Below are 14518 nucleotides of genomic sequence, written 5' to 3'. Positions count from 1 at the left end.
TTCAGTAAGGGTTACGGCATTCGGTTACACTGAGTTTGTTCCAATTCATCGACACCCACATTTCTAATTCCTCCGGACGCCATAAGGTTATCACGATTAGCGTGATGACTTGGATCATCAAGTAAAACATGACCTAACTCGTGGGCCAAGGTGTCCACTGCAGCAATGTTAGTTAGCGAGACTGAGTGAGGGAGGCTAGGATGCATACCTGTATAACCGTAGGATCCCCCTCTATCTGCCAACGTATTGGCCGGTACATAATAGGCGTGTATAACGTCGCCACCGGGGCGGTAAGCGGTCATGGCCTGAACTTCGGCTGTATCTACTGTAGGTGAAGCATCTTCATTCAGTACGCCATTGGGTGCATTCATATCCAAAATATTCGTTGCCCAGGACACACCCCCAGTAACGTTTATCTCTATCCCACATTGGCACAGAATATCGTTTGCCATCGTAAGATCGTCATGTATAGATCTTGTCGAACCGGGAAGATTCACTGCATACACATCGATCTTTTTTCGACTTGTACAAGGGAGACGCGCCATCTGAACCTGGCGATTATAGGCTGCACCCTGCTGTACCACATGCGTCAATTCATGTGCCATCAATGTCCTGTCGCTCTCACTCTCCCCTTTTCCCAACCAGATATGGTGGCCATAGGTAAATGCCTTTGCTTGAATCTGTGAGGCTGTTTGATTGGCATCCTGGTCCGCGTGCAGACGAACGTGGTCGAAATCAACACCAAAACGTGGCTCCATAAACTGGCGGGTAGAAGGTGACAAAGGGCGTCCACCGCTTTCGTTGAGATGGATATCTAAATCAGTATTCAGTGAATCGTTATGATCTGATGTGATCCTTTGAATATTGATTCCAGCACTCGGTTGTTCATTTTCTGCCTGCATTAATGAATCTGCCATCCCTATGATTTGATCCGCCACCCTATCAGCTTCCTGCTCATAGACATCATTTACCTGGCCAATGGTCAACTTAGTCTGTATTTTCCCAAGTGCCTCTTCTTTTTCAGCACAGCTTGCGCAGGAACCGCCACAGGCGCATTTTCTCTGGAGCATTGGGACACTACCTTTAGTAACAGCCTGCATGTAACTATTCCCCAGATTCCGCTGGAAGAAATTTGATGCACAAGGCTTTTGCATATCTGGTCCTTCGCCACCGTCATCTGCCCGTCCATGACTGGTAGGCATGGCGTGAATCCTTGTCATCTGATGACAGGTGTTACAACCACCGCACGGATTTGGATTCAATCCTGCATCATCGTCTCGTCTTTTTACCATATCTGAAGATTCGCCATTCTGTCTTTTCCATTCTTTTGTCCCTATCATCATGGCCTCCCTCCACTCTTTGAATTGAGAAACTTATTAAGCTCCTTCTTACTCCATAATTTTCCAATCTTTTCAAACTCTCTTTTTACCCCATGGAGAATATGCTCCATCCCGATGATACCCCCGTTTTCAGCCGCTAAGAAGGCAGCATTCAGGACTATGTTCTTGATATTCCCGCCGGCGATCTGGAGTTGTTTTGCGAGAAATTCGTAATCAATCCCTTCACCCAGTGGAGCCTTTTTTGGAAAATGGGTTTGCCAAATTCTCCGTCGGCTTGCCTCGTCAGGGAATGGAAACTCCACGATGAACCTGATCCGCCGTGTGAAGGCTTCGTCTATATTCTCGCGCAGGTTCGTGGCTAAAATGACTATACCCTCATACTCCTCCATTTTTTGCAGGAGATAACTCGTCTCAATATTGGCATATCGATCATGGGCATCTGACACTTCCGTCCGTTTTCCAAAGAGGGCATCAGCCTCATCGAAAAAGAGAATGGCATTGCCAGTCTCCGCCTCCTGAAATATCTTACTGAGATTCTTCTCCGTTTCACCGATATACTTGCTGACCACGCCAGAGAGATCGATCTTATATAAATCCAACTGGAGTTCATGGGCAATAACCTCGGCAGCCATGGTCTTGCCGGTGCCAGGCGGACCAGAGAAAAGGACACTCAATCCCTTCCCGTGTGAAAGTTTCTGATCAAAGCCCCATTCACCAAAAACACGATAATGATGCTTTACCTGACTACAGATTTCTTTAAGTTGAGCCACCTTGTCTTCAGGCAGGATAATATCCTCCCAACTATAGTGAGGTTCTATTTTTACCGCTAACTCGCTCAGTTTTTGATTCGTTTGGTTGCGGCAGGCCGTGTATAGGTCAGGTAAAGTAATTTCATCTTGCCCGTTTTTCGAGGCGCGATAATTTTGAGCAAACTCGGCCGCATCGCATATTTGTCCTGGTGTCAGGCGAAACTGGTTTGCTAATTGTGCAGCAAATTCTTTTCCTGTGCCCACACTCTGATTTTTTAGTGCCTTTTCCCATGCCATCACTCGTAAAGGCACGTCTGGTACAGGAAGTTTAATGACATGAAACGTGGTATGTTCGAATATTCCTCGGGAAGACCACGGCTTTTCTCCTGCAAGAAAGGTCAGCCAACCATACTCCTCAACCACTTTAGCCAACTTTTTGAAAAAGGACTTCGCCTTATCGTCCTCTTTTAACAAAACATCCGTATCGCCGAGATAAAGGGCTGCCTGCAGGAGTAAACCTTCACGGAATGCCGGTCTTAGAAGAGTTTCTACGTCAGACCCGTGTGCCAGGAGCAGATCCATGTCCAGACATAACATTGGGCAATTCAATTGACCACAGATTCCCAATGCAAGGTCACGTTTACCCACGCCGTAAGGTCCGTGGAAATAGAAAACCAATCGTTTTTTGACAGCCTTTTGCGCGGAAAAATGATTCCGGGCAAAATTGAGCAGTTCCGTTTTGATCAGCGGATCAACCAGAACATGATCCATGGTGGATGGCGGATTATATACTTGGGCTACACCAACAAGACGTGCATCGATACTATTGTTCCCTAACAGAAAGTTCAGAATGCGAGGATCAAGTTTTAAAAACCGTGCCAGACCGCTGGAGCCGGAAGGGCTCTGAGGGTCATCGGTCATGTGCAATATGCCGGCACGGAAAAGCGAAGCATGACCGGAAAAGATCGTTCTGGCGCGCCATCTATCGACTTCCGTCTCACAAAGTAGATCCAATACCAGATCAACACTTGGTTTTTTGCGGGTAATGTCATCCTGTAAGTATGCGTAAAGCTTGTCATATTTACGATGCAGTTCCGGGGCCAGGCAAATAATGACCGTTTGTAATTCAAAAGGGGATAAGCCAAAAAGACTGGCTAATTTGGGTAATGCAAGAAACACCCCCCGTTCAATAGTTGTGTTTACCCTGGTGTTGATTTCATTTTGAAGTATCTCAAGTTGGTTACGAATCTTTTGTAAATCGGGGTGATCAGCTACAAAAGGGTCATTTTGGCTGAGTAGCCAGTCAACCTCTTCGTGGGATATGTACATATGTTGGGAGGCAGCAGTTTTCTGCATTGCCTGAATCTTCAGCCGGAAAGCCGCTGTCCGGAGTTGAATCAAAAGATCCAGCTTCTTCAATTCATCGGCAAGATGTTCATAGTTATTCTTATAAAAAGACATCTCTCTATTTTTATCTTTTTTCTGTTGAACTGTCATGTTGTGACCTCAAAGAAAAAGGTCTTTCTAAACAGGTGGGAAATATCCACCCGTATTTCATGAAATCCCTGTGGTAGATCATCTGGAATTGTTACCGTAAATACATCTTCAGTGAGCTCTACTCCTTCTAAAATCCGCCTTCCCATTACAGTAACATATGCCCTCCATCCTGACAGGTTTTCGCCACGAAAAGTGACGACTATACCTGCCGGGCCTTTTATAGGTTCTATCTTTTCAACTACAGGTGGATTGAAGGGTGCGCGCACATCCGGCACGCCGATTTGTCGCACCCGTGTTGCCATGACCCGTTCACTTTCAGAGAGCATATCTAATTGCACTACAGAAATTTCATACAATATAGAAAGTCGAAAAGGTTGGGTAAAAGTACTCCACACCTGGCTGAGTTCATCCAGGTTCGGGGTATTTTGAATGATCTTGATCCGTTCCCTCGCGTCTTTCAGTCCATCCACGAGATAATCCTGTGGAACAAAGGGATTTTCGTAAAAGACCCTCATGGCCTCTCCTAAAATTTCATGAGCGATACTGTTCCCTGTTTGCGGGTCATTGGGTGCATATGGGGTCATAAGATAAAAGAGGTTCAGTGACAGTGGTGGCGGAACCAATCGGGTGGGTTCGCCCCTTTTTACCTGCCAATCCAGATTCTTTAAAGACGAGTTTTCCTGCACTTTATACAAAAAAAGGTTAATCCTCCGGTCACCGCCACTTTCGTCGGGGGCAAGAATCGTCACATTAACCGGTGGGCTTAATGTCATTTCCCCGACTAATAGATTCCGCAACGATTCGCTGACCATACCGATAGCGGTTGAAGCACTCATCTCATGTCATCCTCATCGCAAAATTCTCAGATGAAAACGCCCCAGGTATCTCCTTTCCCAAAAGGCACAATGGGTTCTAATCCGATTGGGAGGTTGCTTGATAACGACAGTTCGTTGTGCTAATGGTGGCAGAGTCTTTTCAGCCTCTTGTGGCCTTGTTTCGTTATCGGGTCTTTCTTGCTGTACAGATTTCTTCGATGTTAACTCATGGACAGCCTGGCGAAGTTGCTCGATTCTATTATATGCGTTTCTGTTCGGCTCGTTAATTGTGCCGGTAACTATACTATGAGATGTACCCGGAATTCGATGTGAATGAAACGTATTCTTCTTTTCCTTGACAATCTGAAAGAAGGAAGATACTTCTTCTTTGCCAGGTAGAGGGTTTTGCCTTGTTATAGGTGATGGGCCAGGAAAGTATCCTTTCTTTCCAGGGGTGTCTGGAATCTCTATACTTGCTCTTTCGATATCTGTAGCAATATTCTCCGATTTTTTAGCCTGTGCGGTAAAAGCCTTTTCATCTTTTGATTCCGGTATGGGGCTTTTTTGCGGAACTGAATATTTTATAAAAGGCGGGTTTTGAGTAGTCTCCTGCTTAACAGTTTTACATTGCTCTCTTTCAATACCATTGGATAAATGTGTTTGCATTTCGTTGTCTATTTCGTATGAATGCCCAAATAACCCATCCGGAGAAGCCTTTTCAACAGTTGATTCTGGAGAAACGTCAGCCTTTCGGGCTATATCCACTAATAACGTATCATTACTAATCTTTTTTCCTGGAAGATCGCATGGAGTATTTTTAGAAGCATCTGTAGCATCTGTTCCATCACAGGGTGAATTTTGATGAATATTTTTGTGGATTATTCTTTGATAGTCTCCACTCTTTATCCATTGTTTACCATGCAGAACTGCACGAGCATTTTCATGTGAAAACTTTCGGTCTGTCATAGAAGGTTCACCTCTATATTGGTAATTTTCGTACACGAATCCAGCTAATGGTATAGTCGGGGAGAAGGCTAAGTTACCATTATCATTGTCCGGGATACCCAGCAGGGAACGAACACCATTTCTGTAGCGGAAAGGCTTGACACCATCGTTCAGGATATCGTGTAAATAACTGTTTGTAGTATATTGTTTAACAGACTGCATTATTCAACCTCTCGATTTCATCTGCCAGCACTTCGATATATTTATGTCGCTTTACCCGTGGCATTTCCATGATCTCCTGTTCGCTCCAATGGTAGTGGTAGGCAAGATAGTGTACTTCGCGGTAAAGGAGGTCACGGCTAGTTCTTAACTCGCCAAAAAAGAACTCATGGAGGTCAAAGGGCACTCCGAACTCACGACCACATTCAGGGCAGATCGCTCCCATAGTCAAGTCTATTTTGGGCGCAACCGCATCCATTTGTCTTTCGATCTCCATACGGGACATGGGAGAAAGCCGGTTGATCATTTCATCTCCGGGATACTTTACGGTACCTATGCTAAGAATGCAACGCCCCAGAAGCATTGTTAATGCCCTGGCTTCATTTTTGGAAATAATAGGTGAAATTACTTCCTGGTCCCCACCATTTGGCAGCCTGAAGGTGACTTCCCTGTATACCTCACCATGATTACTTATGAAAGCTGCATCAGGTGAGAGTTCCATTGTATACATCGACCCTTTATCTTTAGATTCCCTGACGGGGATATCTTTTAATGAGAAGTCTATATCAACTCGTTTACCGCAATTGGGCCAGGGACACAGGATGGTAGCCTGAATTTGATTCCCAAAGGTCACTTCGCGCAGCTTGAGGAGTAGATATTGCCTGTCAGCAACGACTAAGTTGCGCGCCACTTCCTCAGATACAGGGCTCATGGTACCAATTCGTCTAATACAGCGAGTTAAAATTGCTGTAACAAGGGATGCACTTTCCCGGCCTTGGTTTTCAGCAAGAAACTCTTCCTCTCTGCCACTGAGCGGCATCAATTCAACCTCCCGATGAACCACTTCGTCTTTATCTACGTATCCGCCCGGCAACAGACAAATTATTTTACTCATAGATCAGTTCAGAAAATCTTCCTTATGTTTCTGTAGGTTCAGTCACAGAGGTGTCGCGCTCCCACCCCTCATTTTCCAGTTTAATTGTCTGGATCATCACAGCGTTAGCGCTGGCATCCAATTCAGGCAAGGCCTGATATTCGGAAACCCAGCACCGGTAAACCTTGTATGAGAGCACCTTTTGTCCAGCTTCATTGAAGACATCGATAATAACATCCTTACGGAAATTTTTCAGGGACATGGTGGCATCTCCCTGAAAATTGTTGACCAGATTCGCCCATTTTTCAAACGTGTCATCATGGGTAACACCCGCCGTAAGGGTAATGGCATCGTATTTCGTTTTTCCAGGCATCTTACGGCTCGTACTCGGATCGCCCCCTTCCCTCCACTCGGTCATCTCAGTGGTCTTTTTTAAGGCGCTGCATTTGCTGAGACCCGCCACATACTGATTATCCCACTTTATTTTAAACTTGAAGTTTCGATATGGATCAAATCGATGAGTATTTACCGTAAATTTGGCCATGCTAATTTCTCCTTATATAAACTCTCAGATTTTACGAAGGCTGTCCTGCTTTCTGGCTGATCTTGACAACCACAAACTCGGCCGGCTTGAGAGGTGCAAAACCCACCAATATATTAACGATTCCCAAATTTATATCGTCCTGTGTGGTGGTTTCACTGTCACATTTAACAAAGAAGGCCTGGGACGGTGTAGACCCCTGAAAAGCCCCCTGCCGGAACAAGGTCATCATGAAAGATCCGATATTCAAACGAAGCCCAGCCCATAGATCCTCGTCGTTAGGCTCAAAGACCGCCCACTGGATGCCCCGGTAGATACTAACCCGCAAAAAGATTGCCATGCGCCGGACAGGAATGTAGTCCCACTCAGGATCTGAGGTGATCGTTCGAGCACCCCATAGAACGATCCCGGACGCAGCAAATTGCCTGATGACATTGATATTGAAGGGGTTAAGGTTGCCCTGCTGGACATCGGTAAAGTTCACTGCTACACCCACCGCTCCACCCAGGGCAGCCGCCGTGCCAGCCGGTGCTTTCCAAACACCCCGTTGCGCATCAGTTTTTGCGTAGAGGCCGGCAACATACCCGGAGGGTGGTACCAGAATAGGCTCGGGTGATTTCCCGGTCGGATCAAGCATGCGCAACCAGGGAAGATAAATCGCACCATAAGAGTTTTTGGGTGTTATCGCATCCCTAAAGGTCTTTGCCTCTTCTATGGTATCGTCATCCTGGGCCATGTCACCAATAAAGAAACAATCGCTTAACGGACGATTGGCACAGTAATTCATCCCTGCTCCTACCACATCCTTAGACCCGATGCCGGGAACCGCGATCAGGCTGACGTCCTCTTTATCATCAAGGATGCTGAATGCATCGGTATAAGGCTGATCCGTTGTAATCGGATCACCATCCGATCCCGCCTGAACAGAAGACACTTCAGCTGTGGGGGCAGCATGGTCACCCACCAGGTAGTAATTACCAGGCGGTGTACCAGCGGGATTATTGCGCGGACGTGTCACCGCCGCACCCAAGATCTCCTGGCCCCCCTCAAGCTTTCCAAGATTCAGCAGCCCGGAGGCATCCTGGCCGCTGTTGGAGGCCGGAGCCACATTGGCCGAAGATGATAAGCCGGCGGCCCCTGAGGTAAGCAGCAGAACCCCGGCATCCACCGTACACTGAAAGTTAGTGAACGCATTCTGATTCGTAGATGCCCGCAGCTTGGTCAGTTGTCGGACCACGAACTGGATGGCGCCAGCGACATTGGCGGCAGTATCAAGATCCGCCACCTGGCCAGTGCCACTCCCAACCGCATCCTGGAGGTTCACTTCCTGGTAACCATCGCCATCGATATTGATGCGAAACCGGGACCTGCCCGCTGGCAATGGCACTGATGGAGCAGCCGCACCGCGGCTGGTGCCGGCCTGCACATTGGTATTCGCCTGGTTCACGGTGACCCGGATATACTTTGAGGAAGCAACGATTGTCTCCACAAAATTGGGGGCACCCGGCACCATGCTTAGGTTCTCGAGTTTCTCTAAAGGAGTCAGCTCATCCTGCCAATAGACAGACAGGTTAAATTCGTTTCCCGGATCATTCGTGCCATTAGCGATAACCACAGCCAGTTTGTTGCCCCACACTCCTGGGCTGATTGCGGAAATCGTCAGGCTCTGTTGTGCAGTTGTCCCCCGATCATTTAAAACGATGCTGGCAGTCCTCGTATTTGCTCCGGATACCCTGACGATATAGCATTGAGTCCCCCCGTTGTTGAAAAACTGAAAGACCGCATGACTAAGAAAAGAGCCGTCCAGAAAACCGCCATAGAGATTCTGATATTCAGTGAAGTTAAAGACCTTGACAGCCTTATTCAAAGGGCCTTTCTCAGCCACTCCGATGAACGCCGGAATGGAAGTGCTGGCCGCCGCAATAGGCCGAACGCCACTGGGAACCTCTTCCACATAGACACCTGGGTATGACAAAGTTGCCATTATTCGCCTCCTTTCAGATTAGGCTGTTATTTTTTTCCCTTTGTATATTTTGCCTTTTCAGCGCCAGCAGATAAACGCTCCTTTTTTACTCCGGATGCATGCAGGTCAATAACGCACCGATTCTGTAGTTTCTGAACCTTAGGATTATTCTCTACTTCCATATCAAATACCTCAGCCGAGATTGTTCTTGGTGCAAGGTGCAGCGTCTGGCCGCTGTTTAGTCGCAATAACACAGGCCTCGTAGTCAGGTTTTCAATCTTAACAGGCATAATTACCCTCCTTGCTTTGAATATGCATCTGCCTTATATGAGAAATATTTTAAGATAAATGAAGTTGAATTTTGATTCACAAGAAATCAGCCTAGAGAAATAAAAAAGCCTTACTGCAAAGATATTCATAGAAAACATCTCCGGCAGTAAGGCTGTCTTCTAATAAACCGTTTAAGCAGTTTAAGCCGTTTAAACAGCTTCTAAAGACCCTTTACTTTGCGTCCCCTGATCGCTCAGGGTTTGCCTTTATCGTAATGTTTGTGTGCTACCCTAATTTATCTTCTTTCTGCTACACTGTTTTCAATACCATGCTGACTCCTCTATTCATCTTCCCCGTCCGCAGGGATAGGCCCGAACGTCTGCACATATTGATCGATGGACTCCTGAAGGATCTTGAAAAGGACATTCGCGTAAAATGGGCTGATAACGATCCTGGTGTGGAAGTGTTCTTTACCATCGTTAGGATAGAACTGACCAAAGTCAATCAGGAATTCGAAGGCGTTTTGGCCAACTTTGAAGTAGTTAGCGTATCGCCCTTCGGGCATATCTTCATTCCGGGAGTTCTCCCATTCATAATTCATTAACACCTCGGCAAGTAATCTTCCTATTGTATGCACCTCTATTAAAGTACGAATCTATCGCAGCAGCATGAATCATCACGATGCAACTCGCAAGTTCAATACCAACCCGTGCTCGCAGAGGTTATTCTCCTCCAATCGTTGATAGTTAAGGTATTTTTCTCATGAGTCAATCTCCTTTGTTCTCCACTTTCACGTAAGAAGTGTAGCAGGAAGTGTTACACTTAATTGAACCGAAAGGGAAGAGATGGTAAGTTCAAAAGAGGCAGCAAAAGAAGGCAAAAGGCCAAAAAGGCATGGAAAATCAACGGATTTGCTGGGTAAAATACGGGAATCGAAAGGTATTTACTCTGTAACACCAAACTGTAACTTTTTTGTAACATCAACGAAGAAGATGTTACAGTTTCCAGTTTTATAGCAGTTACATGTCATTAATATTTATCCTTTATACAAATCTCACTGGTATGGGTAATCTTTCATGTCCCCTCTTTCACGATATGGTACTTTGCCAACTTCCGGTAGAGGGTCATCCTGGACCAATGGAGTTTCTGCGCTGCCTTGCTTTTATTCCAGTTGGTGGACATGAGCGTGGAAAGCAAAAGGTCCGGCTCGCTCCGGGGAAGATCTCGGGCTTCCCCGATCCTCCGGCGGAACTGCTCAGGCAGATCCGAAAGAGATATCTGCCGTGATGAGAGGTTAACAAAGGTAGCCTCTACAAGGTTCTTCAGTTCCCGAACGTTACCCGGCCAATCATAGCAGAGCAAATATTCCAGGGCATCTTTTGTGAGGCATTCAACCTCCCTCCCGAATCTGAGGTTTAATTCCCTGATGTAAAAACAGAGCAAGAGAGGAATGTCCTCCTTCCGGTTCCTTAACGGAGGCAGGTGGATTCTGGCCACATTGAGCCGAAAGTAAAGATCTTTTCTAAATTTACCTTCCTCCACCAATTGATCCAGGTCTCGATTGGTAGCAGCGACGAACCTGATGTCCAGGGGGATGCTTCCCTTACCTCCTATGCGCTGAACTTCCTTGCTTTCGATGGCTCTCAGGATCTTTGCCTGATGGTATAGGCTCATATCACCAATCTCATCGAAAAAAACGGTCCCTCCCTCGGCATGTTTCAGCTTACCCTCCTTTAAGGAATCTGCCCCCGTGAAGGCTCCTCTTTCATAACCAAACAGCTCACTTTCTAAAAGACTGTCAGGTATGGCGGTACAGTTAATACAGACAAAAGGTTTTTTACTCCTGGGGCTATTCCGGTGGATCAGTTCAGCCGCTAACTCCTTGCCGGTACCCGTCTCTCCGGTAATAAGGACGTTGGTATCAGTCGATGCGGCCTTCCCGATGTATGTCTTTATCTCCCGTATCTGCACATTCTCACCTATCATCTTTTGACTATCAATGAGGCAAGGCGGTGTTACTCCGTGTTCTCTAGACGACTCCCGGAGAAAGAAGCCCGAGAGACATCGTTTGACACTCGCCATTAGTTCCTCGAACGAAAAGGGTTGTTTAAAATAATCGTTGATTCCTGCCTTGAGTGCGGCGATGGCCTGATCCTCAGAGCTGTGTGCTGCAATCATGATAAGTGGAATATTACAGCCAGACTGCCGGATTTGTTGTGCCACACCCAATCCATCCCGGGTATCACCCGGAGAAGACCCCACAATGACGAGATCCGGGCTATTATTTTGAAAGGATCGGAGGGCATCTCCTTTGTCTGATGTTTCGATGACCTCAAATCCATTGCCAAACAATAGCATTTTCAATTTTTTGTTCAGGACATCATTTCTTTCCGCAAGCAAGATTTTCGGCTTCTTCACTGATCACCCCTCTTTCCACCAAATCCACCAGGCAAAATATCATCGAATAGTTTCAGAGTTACTGAAGTCGCTGGAAACGATTTATTATAAACGCCAAAAGAACATTGTCATTGCAAGGGCAGCAGCCCGAAACAATCCCCCAAATCCGTATTAGTCAGTCGGTTTACCCGAGAGAAACAAAACATATCAATTCCTCCATTACCAACAAAAAAGACAGCCTTACTGCAAAGATATTCATGGTAAAACATCTTCGGCAGTAAGGCTGTCTTTTTTTCCTGGCAAGGCGTCCCTTTAACTACATCCTTGTATGTTAAAGACCCTTTACTTTGCGTCCCCTGATCGCTCAGGGTTTGCCTTTATCGTAATGTATTTTTATATATTAGCTTAGTTACACGTTATATGGCAAGAAAAATACCAAAAAACACCGACAAAATAAACGTTTTTCCTGATTGAGATTATAGCAAAAAAATGGATGAAATGATTCGCCTTTAATCAATCCTTAAAACCTTTGCGCCCCGAATTTTCCCCTCTTTAAGTTCGACCAATGCCTTGTTTGCTTCTTTCAAGGCAAATTCCTGGACTTCCGGTTTAATAGGAATTTCGGCCGCCAGACTCAAAAATTCGTTGACGTCACTCCTGCTTACATTAGCAACACTCTTTATTTCTTTTTCCAGCCAGAGATGTGTGGAGTACTTTAATTTCAGGAGACTTTCCTTGTCCACTTCTTCCTTCCGAATAGCATTTATTACCAGCCTCCCGCCTCTTTCCAGATTCCCCAATGCTTCTACTATTGGTTTCCATACCGGCGTGGTGTCAATGATACAGTCCAGTTTCCCAGGTGATTCCTCTTCGATATCACCTGCCCAAACGGCCCCAAGTTCCTTGGCAAACGTTCTTTCCCTTTCACTTCTGGCAAATACGAAAACTTTCGAGTTTGGATATTTATACCTTGCCATTTTCATAACAAGATGAGCCGATGCCCCGAATCCCGTGAGCCCCAGATTTTGCCCGTCTTTCATATTCGCTAATCTCAATGACCGGTACCCAATCGCACCTGCACATAAGAGGGGAGCCGCTTCCGAATCAGAAAATATTTCCGGGATACGATAGACAAAATCTTCCAAAACGGTAATATATTGGGCATATCCCCCATTTGCATCCCTCCCAGTTGCCCGGAAATCGTCGCATAAATTCTCGTTACCTTCCCGGCAAAACTTACATTTCCCGCAGGCTGAGTGAATCCATGCAATTCCAACCCTATCGCCCATCTTACAGTTACGTGTTTTGCTACAGGTTTTTTCGACCCTCCCAACAACCTGATGACCAGGAATAATGGGAAGACGGGGAGGGGGTGTTCTTCCTTCAATTTCATCCAATTCGGTATGACATATCCCGCAGGCCGAAACTTTCACCAATATTTCCTTTTCTCCCGGAATTGGATCTGGAAGGTCAATCAGTTCAAGTGGATTCTTATTTTCTTTGAGTTTGCAAACCCTATTCAATACCATTGCCTTCATTTTGATCTCAAAAGAAAATCGTAAGTCTTCTGTATTTAATGCTTATACTGTGTGATTTTGCAATCCCGGACAAACAGAGAAGACGACCAAATACAACCCTATTTGTCTAGGGCTTGCTCTGGCTTAGTATTTGAAAAAGCTCGTCCTTTAGGGCAAGTCTCCGTTTCTTAAGCTCTTCCAACGCAACATCTGACCTGGGTTCAATATTGTTTTCTACACGATAAACTTCCCGGTCGAGTTTGTGATATTCACGAAAAATCTCTTTAAAGTGTTCATCGGTCATTTTAAGATTATGAATTTTTTCACGATACTCGGGAAATTCGTGAACGAGGTCATGGTGTTCATGCTGCATATCGTGCCTCCTTTATAAAGTTAGAGGTTATAAACCATTCAATCTGTCAAATACACCGTTTATGGAAAAATAGCGGGAAAACCCTTTCCGGTTACAATAAAAAAGGGATTTACCAGATTGTTTTTATTATACTTTAATGGCTCGTTGGTCTGTGTATCCACAACGCGTCCTTCGGCCTGTTCGACAATTGCCTGTCCTGCCGCTGTGTCCCACTCCATCGTGGGACCAAATCTTGGATAAATGTCAGCTTCACCCTCTGCCACGAGACAAAATTTCAAGGAACTCCCCGCAGATACAAACTCAACTTCTTCGTACTGCTTTCTGGCTTGTCCTACAAACTCCGAAAGCTCCTTTGTTGCATGCGAACGGCTGCCAATGATGGTGAGAGAACTTTTTTTAGTCTGTGGGGACTGGTTGTTGCAAGGAGGAAATTTCCGTTTCCTGGTACTCATCGGTAGTTTCTGTGATGCATCGAGTAACTCTCTTATTGATAAATTATCAGTCACTGTCTTACCATTCGCTAACTTATAGGCACCGAGACCCACTGTTGCAAAGTAAAAGGTATCCCTTACAGGTATATAAATACATCCGAGAAGGGGTCTTTCTTTATAGATGAGTGCAATATTTACGGTAAACTCTCCATTCCGTTTAATAAACTCCTTTGTTCCATCAAGTGGATCAACGAGCCAGAAATACTCCCATCCTTTTCTTTCATCAAAGGGAATGTCTTTCCCTTCTTCACTTAATATCGGCAACGCAGGGTTATTCATTGTATATACGTTGTTACTCCCGGTTGCTGTTTTTTGAAGATCATTCATAATAATTTCGTGGGATCGTTTGTCTGCCAGGGTTAAGGGAGATTCGTCCTCCTTATGCTCAACGGCAAAATCCGAGTTATACACCTCAAGGATCACTTCGCCGGCACGTTTTGCAGCAAGGAGGGCATTCAGAAGCAGTTGGGTGTATTGATCGTTATTCATCGTTATTTGTTTATTTCCCCTTTCTTAATATTGTTATT

At 45.6% G+C, this 14518-nt stretch carries 13 protein-coding genes and 2 riboswitches; all 13 genes read right to left on the bottom strand.

Annotated features, from left to right (window positions below; all coding sequences use genetic code 11):
• Positions 1 to 11: 11 nt before the first annotated feature.
• Positions 12 to 1343: an eCIS core domain-containing protein gene (locus BROSI_RS08555; RefSeq protein WP_052563343.1), complete on the bottom strand. Its 1332-nt coding sequence runs from the start codon at positions 1341 to 1343 to the stop codon at positions 12 to 14.
• A complete protein-coding gene (locus BROSI_RS08550; protein ID WP_052563342.1) occupies positions 1340 to 3586 on the bottom strand; it encodes an ATP-binding protein in 2247 nt (748 codons plus the stop codon). The genes BROSI_RS08555 and BROSI_RS08550 overlap by 4 nt, the downstream gene beginning before the upstream one ends.
• The gene (locus BROSI_RS08545) at positions 3583 to 4422 is read right to left on the bottom strand and encodes a Pvc16 family protein (protein WP_052563341.1); all 840 of its coding nucleotides are present in this window, start codon (positions 4420 to 4422) and stop codon (positions 3583 to 3585) included. Before BROSI_RS08545 ends, BROSI_RS08550 begins: the two co-directional genes overlap by 4 nt.
• A gap of 12 nt (positions 4423 to 4434) precedes the next feature.
• Positions 4435 to 5568: a hypothetical protein gene (locus tag BROSI_RS08540; protein WP_052563340.1), complete on the bottom strand. Its 1134-nt coding sequence runs from the start codon at positions 5566 to 5568 to the stop codon at positions 4435 to 4437.
• Entirely contained in the window at positions 5555 to 6460 is a 906-nt protein-coding gene (locus tag BROSI_RS08535; protein ID WP_052563339.1) for a T4 family baseplate hub assembly chaperone, read from the bottom strand. The genes BROSI_RS08540 and BROSI_RS08535 overlap by 14 nt, the downstream gene beginning before the upstream one ends.
• Positions 6461 to 6482: 22 nt before the next feature.
• Entirely contained in the window at positions 6483 to 6983 is a 501-nt protein-coding gene (locus BROSI_RS08530) for a phage tail protein (protein WP_052563338.1), read from the bottom strand.
• A 31-nt stretch (positions 6984 to 7014) separates the two neighbouring features.
• The gene (locus BROSI_RS08525) at positions 7015 to 8964 is read right to left on the bottom strand and encodes a phage tail sheath subtilisin-like domain-containing protein (RefSeq protein WP_052563337.1); all 1950 of its coding nucleotides are present in this window, start codon (positions 8962 to 8964) and stop codon (positions 7015 to 7017) included.
• Between the two features lie 26 nt (positions 8965 to 8990).
• Positions 8991 to 9233: a hypothetical protein gene (locus BROSI_RS08520; protein ID WP_052563336.1), complete on the bottom strand. Its 243-nt coding sequence runs from the start codon at positions 9231 to 9233 to the stop codon at positions 8991 to 8993.
• 139 nt (positions 9234 to 9372) lie between these two features.
• Positions 9373 to 9488, bottom strand: a riboswitch (cyclic di-GMP riboswitch).
• Positions 9489 to 9553: 65 nt separating this feature from the next.
• Positions 9554 to 9814 carry a DUF3467 domain-containing protein gene (locus tag BROSI_RS08515; protein WP_052563335.1) on the bottom strand — a complete coding sequence of 87 codons (261 nt, stop codon included), beginning with the start codon at positions 9812 to 9814 and terminating at the stop codon, positions 9554 to 9556.
• 473 nt (positions 9815 to 10287) lie between these two features.
• Positions 10288 to 11631: a sigma-54-dependent transcriptional regulator gene (locus tag BROSI_RS08510; protein ID WP_052563334.1), complete on the bottom strand. Its 1344-nt coding sequence runs from the start codon at positions 11629 to 11631 to the stop codon at positions 10288 to 10290.
• Between the two features lie 249 nt (positions 11632 to 11880).
• Positions 11881 to 11996, bottom strand: a riboswitch (cyclic di-GMP riboswitch).
• A 123-nt stretch (positions 11997 to 12119) separates the two neighbouring features.
• On the bottom strand, positions 12120 to 13148 hold the full coding sequence (locus BROSI_RS08505; protein WP_052563333.1) for a zinc-dependent alcohol dehydrogenase family protein: 1029 nt from the start codon (positions 13146 to 13148) through the stop codon (positions 12120 to 12122).
• Between the two features lie 106 nt (positions 13149 to 13254).
• Positions 13255 to 13500: an HP1242/YdcH family protein gene (locus BROSI_RS08500; RefSeq protein ID WP_052563332.1), complete on the bottom strand. Its 246-nt coding sequence runs from the start codon at positions 13498 to 13500 to the stop codon at positions 13255 to 13257.
• A 59-nt stretch (positions 13501 to 13559) separates the two neighbouring features.
• Positions 13560 to 14480 carry a 3'(2'),5'-bisphosphate nucleotidase CysQ family protein gene (locus BROSI_RS08495; RefSeq protein ID WP_052563331.1) on the bottom strand — a complete coding sequence of 307 codons (921 nt, stop codon included), beginning with the start codon at positions 14478 to 14480 and terminating at the stop codon, positions 13560 to 13562.
• Positions 14481 to 14518: the final 38 nt, after the last annotated feature.

Origin of the sequence: Candidatus Brocadia sinica JPN1 (assembly GCF_000949635.1) — a bacterium.
In the GTDB taxonomy this organism is placed as follows: domain Bacteria; phylum Planctomycetota; class Brocadiia; order Brocadiales; family Brocadiaceae; genus Brocadia; species Brocadia sinica.
The sequence above is the reverse complement of the archived record's forward strand: the minus strand, read 5'-3'. Positions and strand labels throughout refer to the sequence as shown.